The sequence below is a fragment of the Cellulomonas sp. genome (genome assembly GCF_965229465.1).
In the GTDB taxonomy this organism is placed as follows: domain Bacteria; phylum Actinomycetota; class Actinomycetes; order Actinomycetales; family Cellulomonadaceae; genus Cellulomonas.
This window is the reverse complement of sequence record NZ_OZ245882.1, coordinates 4,072,106-4,087,701: the sequence shown is the minus strand read 5'-3', so window position 1 is coordinate 4,087,701 and position 15,596 is coordinate 4,072,106. Positions and strand designations below refer to the sequence as shown.

Below are 15,596 nucleotides of genomic sequence, written 5' to 3'. Positions count from 1 at the left end.
GGGGGCATCGTCACATAGTTGCCCAGGGATGACGTGGCATCCGAGTGACGGGGCTGCAAACCCGCACTTGGCGCGCCATGGACGTCGCGTCGGGACGACGATCCGCGCGGGGTAGGGTGAACGCCGCAGAGACATTCCTTTAAGGCCCGTCCAGTGAGGCGGGGAAGGAGTTTGCTGGATGAGCACACGCACGCCCACGCCGGACCGCGTCGACGACGACGCGAACGTGGTCCTCGGCGCCCCGGAGATCGGCCGGGCCCTCACGCGCATCGCGCACGAGATCCTCGAACGCAACAAGGGCGGCGCCGACGTCGTCCTGCTGGGCATCCCCACCCGTGGCCTGCCGCTCGCCCGCCGCCTGGCGGAGCGCCTGGTCGCGGTCGAGCCGAGCCTCGACCTCGCGCTCCTGGTCGGCAGCCTCGACGTGACCATGTATCGCGACGACCTGGCGCACCACCCCACCCGGACGATCGGCGCCACGGACATCCCGGGCGGGGGCCTGGACGGCAAGGTCGTCGTGCTCGTCGACGACGTCCTCTACTCCGGCCGCACCATCCGGGCGGCCCTCGACGCGATCAGCGACCTCGGCCGGCCGCGCGCGGTCCAGCTGGCCGCCCTCGTCGACCGCGGCCACCGCGAGCTGCCCATCCGCGCCGACTACGTCGGGAAGAACCTGCCCACCTCCACCAACGAGCGGGTGCGGGTGCTGCTCGAGGAGAACGACGGTCGCGACGCCGTCCTGATCGAGGGAGGGGTGCGATGAAGCACCTGCTGTCCACCGCCGACCTCTCGCTCGACGACGCCGTCCGCATCCTCGACACCGCCGGGTCGATGGCCGCGACCCAGGGCCGGGAGATCAAGAAGCTGCCCACGCTGCGCGGCCGCACGGTGGTGAACCTGTTCTTCGAGGACTCCACGCGGACGCGCATCTCGTTCGAGACGGCAGCCAAGCGGCTGTCCGCGGACGTCATCAACTTCTCCGCCAAGGGCTCCAGCGTGTCCAAGGGCGAGTCGCTCAAGGACACGGCGCTGACGCTCCAGGCGATGGGCGCGGACGCGGTGGTCATCCGGCACCACGCCTCGGGTGCTCCGCACACGCTCGCCACCTCCGGGTGGACGCACGGCGCGGTCATCAACGCCGGCGACGGCATGCACCAGCACCCGACCCAGGCGCTGCTCGACGCGTACACGCTGCGCCGGCACCTGTCCGGTCCGGGAGACGTCACCGGTCGCGACCTGACCGGGCTGCGCGTCGCGATCGTCGGCGACGTCCTGCACAGCCGGGTCGCCCGATCGAACGTGCACCTGCTGCACACCCTCGGCGCGGAGGTGGTACTCGTGGCGCCGCCGACGCTGCTGCCCGTCGGGGTCGGCGCCTGGCCGGCCCGCGTCTCGTACCACCTGGACGAGGTCATCGCGGACGAGAAGCCTGACGCGGTCATGATGCTGCGGGTCCAGCGCGAGCGGATGTCGAGCGCCGGGGGCGGGTTCTTCCCGAGCCCGCTGGAGTACACCCGGCGCTACGGCCTGGACGCCCGACGGCTCGCCCTGCTGCCGGAGCACGCGATCGTGCTGCACCCCGGCCCCATGAACCGCGGGCTGGAGATCTCTGCCGACGCCGCCGACTCCCCGCGAGCGGTGATCGTCGAGCAGGTGGCCAATGGCGTGGCGGTCCGGATGGCCGTCCTGTACCTGCTGCTCGCGGGCGGCGACGCCCCTGCTCGAGCGGCGGGTTCGGGCGCGGCCGAGAAGAGCTCCGACGAGACGAAGGTGGACGCGTGACGAGGAACTACCTGCTGCGGGACGTCAGCCCGCTCGGCGACGGCACCACCGACGTGCTGCTGGCCGACGGTCTGATCGCGGCGATCGGCCCGGACGCCGAGGCCCAGGCGGGCGCGGACCCCGTGATCATCAACGGCAGCGGCCTCATCCTGCTGCCCGGCCTCGTCGACCTGCACACGCACCTGCGCGAGCCGGGCCGCGAGGACGCCGAGACGGTCCGCTCCGGCACCCGTGCTGCGGCGATGGGCGGCTTCACCGCCGTGCACGCGATGGCCAACACCACCCCGACGCAGGACACCGCGGGCGTCGTCGAGCAGGTCTGGCGGCTCGGCCGCGACGCGGGCTGGGTGGACGTGCGTCCGGTCGGCGCCGTCACGGTCGGCCTGGAGGGCGAGCGGCTGGCCGAGCTCGGGGCCATGGCCGAGTCCGCCGCGCAGGTGCGGGTGTTCTCCGACGACGGCAGGTGCGTCCACGACCCCGTGGTCATGCGACGCGCGCTGGAGTACGTCAAGGCGTTCGACGGGGTCATCGCCCAGCACGCCCAGGAGCCGCGGCTCACCGAGGGTGCCCAGATGCACGAGGGGGTCGTCTCCGCGGAGCTCGGGCTCGCGGGCTGGCCTGCCGTCGCGGAGGAGGCGATCATCGCCCGTGACGTGCTGCTGGCCGAGCACGTCGGCTCGCGGCTGCACGTCTGCCACCTGTCCACGGCCGGCTCCGTCGAGATCATCCGCTGGGCCAAGTCCCGCGGGATCGACGTCACCGCGGAGGTCACCCCGCACCACCTGATGCTCACGGACGAGCTCGCCCGCGGGTACGACCCGGTGTTCAAGGTCAACCCGCCCCTGCGCACGCAGCGGGACGTCGAGGCGGTGCGCGAGGGGCTGGCCGACGGCACGATCGACATCGTCGCCACCGACCACGCGCCGCACACCCGCGAGGACAAGGACTGCGAGTGGGGCGCCGCGGCGTTCGGGATGACCGGCCTGGAGACCGCCCTGTCCGTGGTGCAGGAGACGATGGTCGACACCGGCCGGATGACCTGGGCCGACGTGGCGCGGGTGCTGTCCACCGCACCTGCCCGGATCGGTCGCGTCGCCGACCACGGCCGGCCGATCGCGGTGGGGGAGCCCGCCAACCTCACGCTGGTGGACCCGGGCATCCGCCGGGTCGTCGTGGCGGAGGAGCAGGCCACGCAGAGCGTCAACTCGCCGTTCCGCGGTCGTGAGCTGTCGGGCTGCGTCATCGCGACGTGGCTGCGCGGCCGCGCGACCGTGATGGACGGGTCGGCCTGCGACGAGACCGTGGTGGTCCGCTCGTGAGCCGTCAGGCGGTCTCGACGCTCGTGCTGGCCCTCGTGGTGCTCCTGGCGCTCTGGGCGATGCGCGCGGGCTGGCAGGCGCGCACCCGACGATCCGCCGCGCTCGTGACCGCACTGCCGGTCGCGCCCCCCGCCCTGGGCACCGAGCTCCTGGGCCCGGTCGACGCGACCTACGTCTCGACCACCCGGGCGGGGGACTGGCTGGACCGGGTCACCGCCCACGGGCTCGGGGTGCGCAGCTCCGCGCAGGTCAGCGTCTTCGACGCCGGCGTGCGGATCACCCGTCCGGGCGCGACGAACCTGTTCGTGCCTGCGACGGCCCTGCGGAGCGCGACCGGTGCGCCCGGCATGGCCGGCAAGGTCGTCGGGGGTGAGGGTCTCGTCGTCCTGTCCTGGCAGGCCGACCCCGCCGACCCGCGCGGGCTGGACACCGGTCTGCGCCCCAAGCACGCGGCCGACCGCGAGCGGCTCATCGACGCTGTCACGGCACTGACCGCGGGCCAGGCGCCCGCGCAGGAGGAGAACTCATGACCGACGCAGTACTCGTGCTCGAGGACGGCCGGACGTTCACGGGCCGCCCCTACGGCGCCGAAGGCTCCACGCTCGGCGAGATCGTCTTCAACACCGGCATGACCGGCTACCAGGAGACGCTCACGGACCCGTCGTACCACCGGCAGATCGTCGTGATGACGGCTCCGCACATCGGCAACACGGGCGTCAACGACGAGGACGACGAGTCGGCGCGGATCTGGGTGGCCGGGTACGTGGTGCGGGACCCCGCGCGCCGCGCCTCGAACTGGCGGTCGGTCCGCACGCTCGACGAGGACCTCGTCGCGCAGGGGATCGTCGGGATCAGCGAGATCGACACCCGCGCCCTCACCCGGCACCTGCGGGAGCGCGGCGTGATGCGCGCGGGCATCTTCTCCGGCGCCGCGCTGGTCGACGCCGACGGTGAGCGCCGCGCGGAGCACGAGCTGCTCGCCGCCGTGCTGGACGCCCCGCCGATGGTCGGGGCCGACCTGGCCGGCGAGGTGTCCACCGACACCGCGTACGTCGTCGAGCCGGTCGGGGAGCACGTGGCCACGGTCGCGGCCGTCGACCTCGGCATCAAGGCCATGACGCCGCAGCGGCTGGCCGAGCGCGGGGTGCGCGTCCACGTGCTGCCCTCGACCGCGACCATCGAGGAGGTCCTGGCCACGTCGCCCGACGGCGTCTTCTTCTCCAACGGTCCCGGCGACCCCGCGGCGGCGACGCACGAGATCGAGCTGCTGCGCGACGTGCTGGACCGCAGGATCCCGTTCTTCGGCATCTGCTACGGCAACCAGCTGCTCGGCCGCGCGCTCGGCTACGGCACCTACAAGCTGGGCTACGGCCACCGCGGGGTGAACCAGCCGGTCATGGACCGGGCGACCGGCAAGGTCGAGATCACCGCGCACAACCACGGGTTCGCGGTCGACGCGCCGCTGGACGGCGAGTCGGTGGCGCCGCACGACGGCGGTCGGTACGGCCGCGTGGTGGTCAGCCACGTCGACCTCAACGACGACGTGGTGGAGGGCCTGCGGGCGCTCGACCTGCCGGCCTTCTCGGTGCAGTACCACCCGGAGGCCGCGGCCGGCCCGCACGATGCCGCGTACCTGTTCGACCGGTTCCTCGACCTCATGACCTCAGAGAAGGGTGCCGCCTGATGCCCCGGCGCACAGACATCCACAGCGTCCTGGTCATCGGCTCCGGCCCGATCGTCATCGGGCAGGCCTGTGAGTTCGACTACTCGGGGACGCAGGCGTGCCGCGTGCTCAAGGAGGAGGGCCTGCGGGTCATCCTGGTCAACTCCAACCCGGCCACGATCATGACGGACCCGGAGTTCGCCGACGCCACGTACGTCGAGCCGATCACCACCGAGATCCTCACCACGATCATCGCCAAGGAGCGCCCCGACGCGATCCTGCCCACGCTGGGCGGCCAGACGGCCCTCAACGCGGCGATCGCGCTGGACGAGGCGGGCGTGCTGGAGAAGTACGACGTCGAGCTCATCGGGGCGAACATCGCCTCGATCCAGAAGGGCGAGGACCGCGAGCAGTTCAAGGAGGTCGTGAAGGTCTGCGGTGCCGAGAGCGCCAAGTCCGTGATCGTGCACTCGATCGACGACGCCCTGGGAGCGGTCGAGGTCCTGGGCTACCCGGTGGTCGTGCGCCCGTCGTTCACCATGGGCGGCCTCGGCTCGGGCATCGCGTACGACGAGACGGACCTGCTCCGTATCGTCGGCCAGGGCCTGCACTACTCGCCGACCACCGAGGTGCTCCTGGAGGAGTCGATCCTCGGCTGGAAGGAGTACGAGCTCGAGCTCATGCGCGACAAGCACGACAACGTCGTGGTCGTCTGCTCGATCGAGAACGTGGACCCGGTCGGCGTGCACACGGGCGACTCGGTCACCGTGGCACCCGCGCTGACCCTCACCGACCGCGAGTACCAGCGGCTGCGGGACATCGGCATCGCGGTCATCCGCGAGGTCGGCGTCGACACCGGTGGCTGCAACATCCAGTTCGCCATCGAGCCGTCCACGGGCCGGATCGTCGTCATCGAGATGAACCCGCGCGTGTCGCGCTCGTCGGCCCTGGCGTCCAAGGCGACCGGCTTCCCGATCGCGAAGATCGCGGCCAAGCTGGCCGTCGGGTACACCCTGGACGAGATCCCGAACGACATCACGGGTGGGTCCACGCCGGCGTCGTTCGAGCCGACGCTCGACTACGTCGTGGTCAAGGTCCCGCGGTTCGCGTTCGAGAAGTTCCCGGCCGCGGACGACACGCTCACGACGACCATGAAGTCGGTCGGCGAGGCCATGGCCCTGGGGCGCAACTTCACCGAGGCGCTCGGCAAGGCGATGCGGTCCCTGGACAAGAAGGACTCGGTCTTCCACTGGACCGGCGACACCCTGGCGGGGGAGGCCCTGGACGCCCTCGTCGCGACGATCTCCCGGCCCACCGAGCACCGTCTGGTGGACGTCCAGCAGGTGCTGCGGTTCGGCGTCCCCCTGGAGAGGGTCTACGAGCTCACAGGCATCGACCCCTGGTTCCTGGACCAGGTCCAGCTGATCAACGAGGTGGCCGAGCAGACGCGCACGGCCGACGCCCTCACCCGCGAGGTCCTGCTGCACGCGAAGCGCCACGGGCTGTCGGACGTGCAGATCGCCATGCTGCGCCGCACCTCCGAGGACGCGGTCCGCCGCGCCCGGCACGCCGTCGGCCTGCGCCCGGTGTTCAAGACCGTGGACACCTGTGCCGCCGAGTTCGCCGCGAGCACGCCGTACCACTACTCGACCTACGACGAGGAGACGGAGGTCGCGCCGCGCACCCGCCCGGCGATCCTCATCCTCGGCTCGGGACCCAACCGCATCGGTCAGGGCATCGAGTTCGACTACTCCTGCGTGCACGCCGCGCTGGCGCTCAAGGGCGAGTTCGAGACCGTCATGGTCAACTGCAACCCCGAGACGGTCTCCACGGACTACGACACCTCGGACCGGCTGTACTTCGAGCCCCTGACGTTCGAGGACGTGCTCGAGGTCTACACCGCCGAGCTCGCCGCCGGACCCGTCGAGGGCCTCATCGTCACGCTCGGCGGTCAGACGCCCCTGTCGCTGGCGCAGCGCCTGCTCGATGCTGGCCTGCCGATCCTCGGCACGTCGCCGGCCGCGATCGACGCCGCCGAGGACCGGGGGGAGTTCGGCAAGGTGCTCGAGGCGGCGGGCCTGCCGGCTCCGGCGTTCGGCACCGCCACCACGCAGGCGGGCGCCCGCGACACGGCCCGCCGGATCGGCTTCCCGGTGCTCGTTCGGCCGAGCTACGTGCTCGGCGGCCGCGGCATGGAGATCGTCTACAGCGAGCCGCAGCTGGACGAGTACGTGAAGCGCGCGCTGGCGGCTGCGGAAACGGCGGGCAGGGCACACAACACAGGCACGCTGCCGCCGCTGCTCATCGACCGCTTCCTCGACGACGCCATCGAGATCGACGTGGACGCCCTGTTCGACGGCACGGAGCTGTTCCTCGGCGGCGTGATGGAGCACATCGAGGAGGCCGGCATCCACTCCGGCGACTCGGCGTGCACCCTCCCGCCGGTGACCCTGTCGACCTCGGAGCTGGAGCGAATCCGGCTGTCGACCGAGGCGATCGCGCGCGGGGTCGGCGTGCACGGGCTGCTCAACATCCAGTTCGCCCTGGTCTCCGACGTGCTCTACGTCCTCGAGGCCAACCCGCGGGCGTCACGCACCGTCCCGTTCGTCTCCAAGGCCACGGGGGTCTCCCTGGCCAAGGCCGCGGCCCTGGTCATGGCAGGCCGCTCGATCGCGGACCTGCGCGCGATGGGCATCCTGCCCGTGGACGACGCGAGCGTGCTCGACCTCGACTCGCCGATCGCGGTCAAGGAGGCGGTGCTCCCGTTCAAGCGGTTCCGCACCAAGGAGGGCGTCGTCGTCGACACCGTGCTCGGCCCGGAGATGCGTTCGACGGGTGAGGTCATGGGCTTCGACGTCGACTTCCCGACCGCGTTCGCCAAGTCGCAGGACGCCGCGTTCGGGGGGCTCCCCACGGGCGGGCGGGCGTTCATCTCGGTGGCCGACCGCGACAAGCGCTCGATCGTGTTCCCGGTGAAGCGGCTGGCGGAGCTCGGCTTCGAGATCCTCGCGACCGAGGGCACCGCCGCCGTCCTGCACCGCAGCGGCATCGCGTCGACCGTCGTCCGCAAGTACTCGTCCGGTCGGGGAGCGGCGGGGGAGCCGACCATCGTCGACCTCATCACGGCCGGCGACGTCGACATCGTCGTGAACACCCCGTCGGGCCAGGGTGCCCGGGCCGACGGCTACGAGATCCGCGCGGCGACCGTCGCGGCCGACAAGGCCATGGTCACCACCGTCCAGCAGCTCGGGGCGGCCGTGCAGGCCATCGAGGCGCGCCAGGCGGGGCCGTTCCGGGTGACCAGCCTCCAGGAGCACGACGCCGCCGCCCTGGTCCGTCGTGAGGCGCGCGCGGCGGCCCGCGCATGACGGTGCCGTTCGGGGCGCGCCTGGCGGCCGCCATGGAGGCCCACGGGCCGCTCTGCGTGGGCATCGACCCCCACCCGAGTCTGCTGGAGGCGTGGGGGCTGCCGGACGACGCCCACGGGCTGCGGCGGTTCGTGCTGACGGTCCTGGAGGCGGTCGGCGGCCACGTGGCGGCCGTCAAGCCGCAGGCGGCGTTCTTCGAGCGGCACGGCTCCGCGGGGGTGGCCGTGCTCGAGGAGGTGGTCGCCGCGGGCCGGGGCACCGGCACGCTCGTGATCGTCGACGCCAAGCGCGGCGACATCGGCTCGACCATGGGCGCCTACGCCGACGCGTTCCTGCGCGACGGCTCGCCGCTCGCGGGGGACGCACTGACCGTGTCCCCGTACCTCGGGTTCGGTTCGCTCGACCCGGCGGTCGACCTGGCGCTGAGCTCGGGTCGCGGGCTGTTCGTCCTGTGCCTGACGTCCAACACGGAGGGCCACGAGGTCCAGCACGCCCGCACGCAGGACGGCACCACGGTCGCGGCCGTCGTGGCGGCGCGCGCGGGTGCGCTGAACGCCGGAGCGGAGCCGATGGGGTCGATCGGGCTCGTCGTGGGCGCGACGGTGGGTGACGCGGCGTCGCGCACGGGTGTGGACCTCGCGGCCGTCAACGGTCCGCTCCTCGCTCCCGGCGTGGGCGCCCAGGGCGCGGGCCCGCGCGAGCTGGCCCAGGTGTTCGGGTCCGCGCGTCGGCAGGTGCTGGCATCGTCGTCACGTGGCGTGCTCGTCGCCGGCCCGACCGTGGCCGCGCTGCGGGCGGCCGCGCGGCAGGCGTCGGACGAGGCCGCCGCGGCACTGTCCTGAGCCCGACCCTGGGCTCGACTCTGGGCTCGACTCTGGGCTCGACTCTGGGCTCGATCGGCCGTGTCGGTGCAGGTCGTGGGCGGCTGGACGCGCGTCCGCATTGCCGATGAGGGTGGTGCTCGCTAGTTTCGTTCTCACGATCCCGCGCACTTCACGTGGGTCGCCGGCCCACTGACGAGAAGGTGACGCGCGTGGCACTCCCTCCGCTGACTCCCGAACAACGAGCGGCAGCGCTCCAGAAGGCCGCCGCCGCACGGCAGGCCCGTGCTGAGGTCAAGAACCGCCTCAAGTACTCGCAGGGCACGCTCTCCGAGGTGATCGCCCAAGGGCAGGCGGACGAGACGATCGGCAAGCTCAAGGTGCTCGCGCTCCTTGAGTCCCTGCCTGGCGTCGGCAAGGTCAAGGCGCGTGCGATCATCTCCGAGATCGGAATCTCCGAGACCCGTCGCGTGCGGGGCCTCGGGCCCCACCAGGTGAAGGCTCTCGTCGACCGTTTCGGGTGACGTCCGCGCCGCGCCGCGCATCTCGAGGAGCACCGCGCCACCCATGACGACGACGCCTGCCCGGCTGACCGTTCTCGCCGGACCGACCGCCGTCGGCAAGGGCACCGTGTCCGCCGACGTCCGGACCCGCTATCCCGAGGTCTGGCTGTCGGTCTCGGCCACCACCCGGCCCCCTCGGCCCGGCGAGGTCGACGGGGTGCACTACCTGTTCGTGACCAACGACGAGTTCGACGCGATGGTCGAGCGCGGCGACCTGCTCGAGTGGGCCGTCGTGCACGGCCGCAACCGGTACGGCACCCCTCGTCGACCCGTGGAGGAGCGGCTCGCGGACGGCGAGCCCGCGCTGCTGGAGATCGACCTGCAGGGGGCGCGGCAGGTCCGCGAGTCGATGCCCGACGCGCACTTCGTGTTCCTCGCGCCACCGTCGTTCGCGGAGCTCGAGCGCCGGCTCGTCGGCCGGGGGACCGAGGACGCGGAGGAGCGGGAACGGCGCCTCGCCACCGCCCGCGTCGAGCTCGCGGCGGAGGCGGAGTTCGACCAGGTGATCGTCAACGACGACGTCCACCGGGCCACCGACGAGCTGGTCCGCGGGATGGGGATCCCGACCAGGTAGGATGTCGGCAGTCCATTCTCAAACTTCGGGAGACCACCATGTCCGGAACTGTCGCAGCCCCCGTCGGCATCACCGACCCGCCGATCGACCGCCTGCTCGAGCGCGCCGACTCCAAGTACGCGCTCGTCCTGTTCTCGGCCAAGCGCGCGCGCCAGATCAACGCCTACTACTCGCAGCTCAACGAGGGCCTGCTCGAGTACGTCGGCCCGCTGGTGGACACGCGCCCGCAGGAGAAGCCCCTGTCGATCGCCATGCGCGAGATCGACGCCGGCCTGCTCACGTCCGAGGCCACCGAGGGCTGACCTGCCCCCATGCGCATCGTCCTCGGCGTCGCGGGCGGCATCGCCGCCTACAAGGCCGTCCTGCTGCTGCGTCTGCTGCGTGAGGACGGCCACGCCGTCCGCGTGGTACCCACGCGCGCTGCGCTCGAGTTCGTCGGGCGCGCGACGTGGGAGGCCCTGTCCGGGCAGCCGGTGACCACCGACGTGTTCGAGGACGTCGACCAGGTGGCGCACGTCGCCGTCGGCAAGCAGGCCGAGCTGGTGATCGTCGCCCCCGCCACGGCGGACCTGCTGGCCCGTGCCGCGACCGGTCAGGCGGACGACCTGCTCACCGCCACGCTGCTGGTCGCCCGGTGCCCGGTGCTGCTGGCGCCGGCGATGCACACCGAGATGTGGGAGCACCCCGCCACGGTCGCCAACGTGGCCACGCTGCGTTCCCGCGGCGTGCACGTGCTCGACCCGGCGGCCGGTCGGCTCACGGGGACCGACACCGGCCCCGGACGGCTCCCCGAGCCCGACGAGATCGCTGCCGCGGCGCTCGCGCTGGTCACCGACCGGCCCCAGGACCTCGCCGGCCGGCATGTCGTCGTCTCGGCCGGCGGCACCCGCGAGCCCATCGACCCCGTGCGCTTCCTGGGCAACCGGTCGTCCGGTCGCCAGGGCGTGGCGCTGGCCCGGACCGCGTACGCCCGGGGCGCCCGGGTCACGCTGGTGGCCGCGAACATCGACGTGCCGGTGCCGCCCGGCGCCGACGTCGTCCGTGCCGAGACCGGCGCCGAGCTGCGGGACGCCGTGCGTGCTGCCGCGAAGGACGCGGACGTCGTGGTGATGGCGGCCGCGGTCGCCGACTTCCGGCCGCGCACCAGCGCCGAGAGCAAGATCAAGAAGGTGGCGGGCGGTGCCGGCCCCGTGCTGCAGCTCGTGGAGACGGTGGACATCCTCGCCGAGCTGGCCCATGAGCGGCTGCGTGCCGACCAGGTCGTCGTCGGCTTCGCGGCGGAGACGGGCGACGGCACGGGCAGCGTGCTGGAGCACGGTCGTGCGAAGGCCCTCCGCAAGGGCGCGGACCTGCTGGTGGTGAACGCCGTCGGCGGGGGCCGGGGCTTCGGCACCGAGGCGAACGACGTCACCATCCTCGACGGTTCCGGCGCGGTCGTCGGCACCGCTGCGGGGAGCAAGGACGAGGTCGCGGACGCCGTCTGGGACGCGGTCGTCGCGCGCGTCTGAGACTGGGCACGCGTGGCGCACCGCGCCCATTACGCTGTCCGCCATGACCGAGCCCGACATGCGCCTGTTCACGTCCGAGTCCGTGACCGAGGGGCACCCGGACAAGATCTGCGACCAGATCTCCGACGCCATCCTCGACGCGATCCTCGAGCAGGACCCGCAGGCGCGCGTGGCGGTCGAGACGATGGTGACCACCGGTCTCGTGCACGTCGCGGGTGAGGTCACCACGAGCGCGTACGTCGAGATCCCGCAGATCGTGCGCCAGGTGGTCAAGGGGATCGGGTACACCTCGTCGGCGATCGGGTTCGACGGGGACTCCTGCGGCATCTCCGTGTCGATCGGGCAGCAGTCGCCCGACATCGCGGCCGGCGTGGACAAGGCCATCGAGATCCGCGAGGACGCGTCCGACCTCGACCCGCTGGACGCCCAGGGCGCCGGCGACCAGGGCCTGATGTTCGGCTACGCCAGCGACGACACCCCCACGCTGCTCCCGCTGCCCATCTGGCTCGCGCACCGGCTGGCCGAGCGCCTCACCCTCGTGCGCAAGGAGGGGATCCTCCCGGGGCTGCGGCCCGACGGGAAGACCCAGGTCACCATCGGCTACGACGGAGACCGTGCCGTCCGTCTCGACACGGTGGTCCTGTCCACGCAGCACGACCCGGACGTCCAGCTCGAGACGACGCTGCGCCCGGGCATCACGGAGCACGTGGTCGGGCCGGTGCTCGCGCAGCTCGACCTCGACGTGAGCGACTACCGCCTGCTGGTGAACCCGACCGGGACGTTCGTCGTCGGTGGTCCGCAGGGCGACGCCGGGCTGACCGGCCGCAAGATCATCGTCGACACGTACGGCGGCATCGCGCGCCACGGCGGCGGAGCGTTCTCCGGCAAGGACCCGTCGAAGGTGGACCGGTCGGCCGCCTACGCGATGCGGTGGGTGGCCAAGAACGTGGTCGCCGCCGGGCTCGCGCGCCGGTGCGAGGTGCAGGTCGCCTACGCCATCGGGAAGGCCAACCCGGTCGGGCTGTACGTGGAGACGTTCGGTACGGAGACGGTGCCGCTGAGCCGGCTGACCGCGGCGATCCGCGACGTCTTCGACCTGCGCCCTGCCGCGATCGTGCGCGACCTCGACCTGCTGCGGCCGATCTACCGCAAGACCGCCGCCTACGGGCACTTCGGCCGTGAGCTGCCGGAGTTCACCTGGGAGCGCACTGACCGCGTCGCGGACCTCCAGTCCGCGGTGGGCTGACGCCGGCCGCAGCCGCCCCCGGTCCTGCGTGGGCAGCGGATGCTCTGATGGACGCGTGGGCGTGAGCGCAGGCGGGGAGCAGCTGATGCTCGACGGTCTGCCGCAGCCGAAGCGGCGGGCGCGACCCCCCGTCGGCGGTGTGCCGCTCGCCGAGCACCAGCCGATCGCCCGCGTGTGCGTGGACCTGGTGCCGCACCACCTCGATCGCGTCTTCGAGTACGCCGTGCCCGCCGCGCTGACCGACTCCGCCGTCCCCGGCACGCGGGTGAAGGTGCGGTTCGGTGGCCAGGACGTCAACGGCTACGTGCTGGAGCGCGTCGACGAGGCCGAGCACGACGGCGCACTGCAGCCCGTGCGCAAGGTCGTCTCCGCCGAGCCTGTCCTCACGCCGGAGGTCGCGCGCCTGGCGCGGGCGGTCGCGGACCGGTGGGCCGGGACCTTGAACGACGTCCTGCGGCTCGCCGTCCCGGCACGGCACGCTCGGGTGGAGGCGGAGATCCCCGCGGCGTCGGACGAGCCGAGCCCGCCGTCCCCGTCGGCCACGGCCTGGGCGCCCTACCGCGGTGGAGCGGCCTTCCTCCAGCACGTCACGGCCGGTGGTGCGCCGCGCGCGGTGTGGTCCGCGCTGCCGGGGGCGGCGGGGGAGCGGTGGCCGGACGCGATCGCGCAGGCGGTCGCCGCCTGTGTGCTGGGCGGTCGGGGTGCGCTGGTGGTGGTGCCGGACGCCCGGGACATCGACCGCGTGCTCGCCGCCCTCGATCTCGCCGGCATCCCGCGGTGGGCGCCGGGCTCGTCGGGCGGGGCGGTCCGGCTCGCCGCCGACGACGGTCCTGCCGTCCGGTACCGGTCGTTCCTCGCGGCCCTGCGGGGGCAGGCCTCGGTGGTCGTCGGCACCCGGGCGTCGGCGTTCGCCCCCGTGACGAACCTCGGGCTCGCCGTCGTGTGGGACGACGGCGACCCGCTGCACGCGGAGCCCCGAGCGCCGTACCCGCACGTCCGCGAGGTGCTGGCGCTGCGCTCCGACCTGGAGAGCTGCGCGCTGCTGGTGGCCGCGCACGGGCGCTCCGTCGAGGCGCAGGCGCTGGTCGAGTCGGGGTGGGCGCACGAGGTGGCCGCCGACCGGCCGACCACCCGCGCGCGCGCCGCACGGGTGCTGGCGCTCACGTCCGTCGAGCTGGCGCGCGAAGGACCGGCGGCAGCGGCGAGGCTCCCCGCCCCGGCCTGGCGCACGCTGCGCGACCGGCTCGCACACGGCCCGGTGCTCGTGCAGGTGCCGCGTGCCGGCTACGTGCCTGCGGTCGCGTGCGGGCGGTGCCGCGCGGCGGCGCGCTGCGGCGTCTGCCACGGCCCGCTGGGACTGACCACCGCCGACGGTGTCCCCACGTGCGGGTGGTGCGGGCGGCTGGCCACGGACTGGCGCTGCACCGAGTGCGGGGCCGGCGCGCTGCGGTCCGTCCGGGTCGGGTCGGAGCGGACGGCCGAGGAGCTGGGCCGCGCGTTCCCCGGGGTGCCCATCCGCGTCTCGGGTGCCCGCGCGACCGGCGGCGTGCTGGCCACCGTCACGGACGCCCCGGCGGTGGTGGTCGCGACGCCCGGCGCGGAGCCCGTGGCTCCCGGCGGCTACGCGGCTGCACTCCTGCTCGACGCGGCCGTGAGCACCGCCGGGGCGTCGTTGCGCACCGGCGAGGACGCGCTGCGCCGCTGGCTGACCGCGGCCGCCCTGGTGCGTCCGGCAGCCGAGGGGGGCACGGTCGTCCTCGTCGGCGACGCCGAGGAGCGGGTCACGCAGGCCCTGGTGCGGTGGGACCCCGCGGGGTACGCCTCGCGCGAGCTGGCCGAGCGCGCCGAGCTGGCGCTCCCACCCGCCGTGCGGATCGCGGCGGTCACGGGGCCCCGCGACGCGGTCGACACCCTGCTCGCCCGGCTCGACGTCGCCGACGCCGAGATCCTCGGGCCGGTCCCGGTCGGCGTGGCCGAGGAAGGCTCCCTGGAGCCGGACGTCCGGGCCCTCGTGCGGGTGCCACGGACCAGTGGCGCCGCGCTCGCCCGCTCGCTGGCCGCCTCGCTGGCGGTGCGCAGCGCCCGGCGCGAGGGCGGCACCGTGCGGGTCCAGCTCGACCCGGCGGACCTCGGATGATCGAGGCGGTCGTGCTCGACCTCGGCAACGTGCTGGTGCGCTGGGACCCGTACCTGGCGCTGGCCGGGCGGCTGCCCGCGGGTGACGCCGAGGCGTTCCTCGTCGACTTCGACTTCATGGCGTTCAACCACCAGCAGGACGCCGGTCGTTCCTGGGCGGACGCGCGGGCCGACCTCGCCGCGAGCGCGCCCGAGCACCTGCCCGCGCTGGACCTGTACCTCGAGCACTTCACCGACGCGATCGCGGGGCCGGTCCCCGGCTCGGAGCAGCTGGTGGGGGAGCTCCACGACGCCGGAATCAGGCTGCTCGGCCTGACCAACTGGTCGGCCGAGACGTTCCACCTGGCCGAGCACGCGGCACCCGCGATCGGGCTGCTGGAGGACGTGCTGGTCTCGGGCGAGGTCGGGGTGGCCAAGCCGGACCCGCGGATCTTCGCCCTGCTCACCCAGCGGTACGGACTGCTCCCCGAGCGCACGGTGTTCGCCGACGACTCCGCCGCGAACGTGGCCGCGGGCGCCGCCGCCGGGTACGACGCGGTGCTCTTCACCACGGCGGACGCCCTCCGGGCCGACCTGGTGGCGCGCGGGGTCGCCCTGCCGCGCACCTAGGATCGAC

General features: G+C 73.3%; 14 protein-coding genes. All 14 read left to right on the top strand.

Annotated features, from left to right (window positions below; all coding sequences use genetic code 11):
• Nucleotides 1-178: 178 nt before the first annotated feature.
• The 14 genes from pyrR (at nucleotide 179) to ACO06A_RS19285 (ending at nucleotide 15,589) form a co-directional block, all read left to right on the top strand.
• Nucleotides 179-763, top strand: a complete 585-nt coding sequence (gene pyrR, locus ACO06A_RS19350; RefSeq protein ID WP_421733807.1) for a bifunctional pyr operon transcriptional regulator/uracil phosphoribosyltransferase PyrR — start codon at nucleotides 179-181, stop codon at nucleotides 761-763.
• Nucleotides 760-1,782 (top strand): aspartate carbamoyltransferase catalytic subunit, encoded by a 1,023-nt coding sequence (locus ACO06A_RS19345; RefSeq protein ID WP_421733806.1) that lies wholly within the window; start codon nucleotides 760-762, stop codon nucleotides 1,780-1,782. Before pyrR ends, ACO06A_RS19345 begins: the two co-directional genes overlap by 4 nt.
• Complete coding sequence (locus tag ACO06A_RS19340) at nucleotides 1,779-3,101, top strand: dihydroorotase (protein WP_421733805.1); 1,323 nt, start codon at nucleotides 1,779-1,781, stop codon at nucleotides 3,099-3,101. Before ACO06A_RS19345 ends, ACO06A_RS19340 begins: the two co-directional genes overlap by 4 nt.
• A complete protein-coding gene (locus tag ACO06A_RS19335; RefSeq protein ID WP_421733804.1) occupies nucleotides 3,098-3,631 on the top strand; it encodes a hypothetical protein in 534 nt (177 codons plus the stop codon). Before ACO06A_RS19340 ends, ACO06A_RS19335 begins: the two co-directional genes overlap by 4 nt.
• Entirely contained in the window at nucleotides 3,628-4,785 is a 1,158-nt protein-coding gene (carA, locus tag ACO06A_RS19330; protein ID WP_421733803.1) for a glutamine-hydrolyzing carbamoyl-phosphate synthase small subunit, read from the top strand. The genes ACO06A_RS19335 and carA overlap by 4 nt, the downstream gene beginning before the upstream one ends.
• The gene (gene carB, locus ACO06A_RS19325) at nucleotides 4,785-8,132 is read left to right on the top strand and encodes a carbamoyl-phosphate synthase large subunit (RefSeq protein ID WP_421733802.1); all 3,348 of its coding nucleotides are present in this window, start codon (nucleotides 4,785-4,787) and stop codon (nucleotides 8,130-8,132) included. Before carA ends, carB begins: the two co-directional genes overlap by 1 nt.
• The gene (gene pyrF, locus ACO06A_RS19320; RefSeq protein WP_421733801.1) at nucleotides 8,129-8,974 is read left to right on the top strand and encodes an orotidine-5'-phosphate decarboxylase; all 846 of its coding nucleotides are present in this window, start codon (nucleotides 8,129-8,131) and stop codon (nucleotides 8,972-8,974) included. Before carB ends, pyrF begins: the two co-directional genes overlap by 4 nt.
• Before the next feature lie 191 nt (nucleotides 8,975-9,165).
• On the top strand, nucleotides 9,166-9,477 hold the full coding sequence (mihF, locus tag ACO06A_RS19315; RefSeq protein ID WP_028046342.1) for an integration host factor, actinobacterial type: 312 nt from the start codon (nucleotides 9,166-9,168) through the stop codon (nucleotides 9,475-9,477).
• 43 nt (nucleotides 9,478-9,520) lie between these two features.
• Nucleotides 9,521-10,090 (top strand): guanylate kinase, encoded by a 570-nt coding sequence (gene gmk, locus ACO06A_RS19310; RefSeq protein ID WP_421733800.1) that lies wholly within the window; start codon nucleotides 9,521-9,523, stop codon nucleotides 10,088-10,090.
• 38 nt (nucleotides 10,091-10,128) lie between these two features.
• Nucleotides 10,129-10,392: a DNA-directed RNA polymerase subunit omega gene (gene rpoZ, locus ACO06A_RS19305; protein WP_175347634.1), complete on the top strand. Its 264-nt coding sequence runs from the start codon at nucleotides 10,129-10,131 to the stop codon at nucleotides 10,390-10,392.
• A 9-nt stretch (nucleotides 10,393-10,401) separates the two neighbouring features.
• Nucleotides 10,402-11,598, top strand: coding sequence for a bifunctional phosphopantothenoylcysteine decarboxylase/phosphopantothenate--cysteine ligase CoaBC (gene coaBC, locus ACO06A_RS19300; RefSeq protein ID WP_421733799.1), 1,197 nt, complete (start codon nucleotides 10,402-10,404; stop codon nucleotides 11,596-11,598).
• A gap of 43 nt (nucleotides 11,599-11,641) precedes the next feature.
• Nucleotides 11,642-12,844: a methionine adenosyltransferase gene (metK, locus tag ACO06A_RS19295; RefSeq protein WP_421733798.1), complete on the top strand. Its 1,203-nt coding sequence runs from the start codon at nucleotides 11,642-11,644 to the stop codon at nucleotides 12,842-12,844.
• 85 nt (nucleotides 12,845-12,929) lie between these two features.
• Nucleotides 12,930-14,981: a primosomal protein N' gene (locus tag ACO06A_RS19290; RefSeq protein ID WP_421736102.1), complete on the top strand. Its 2,052-nt coding sequence runs from the start codon at nucleotides 12,930-12,932 to the stop codon at nucleotides 14,979-14,981.
• Nucleotides 14,978-15,589, top strand: coding sequence for an HAD-IA family hydrolase (locus ACO06A_RS19285; RefSeq protein ID WP_421733796.1), 612 nt, complete (start codon nucleotides 14,978-14,980; stop codon nucleotides 15,587-15,589). The genes ACO06A_RS19290 and ACO06A_RS19285 overlap by 4 nt, the downstream gene beginning before the upstream one ends.
• Nucleotides 15,590-15,596: the final 7 nt, after the last annotated feature.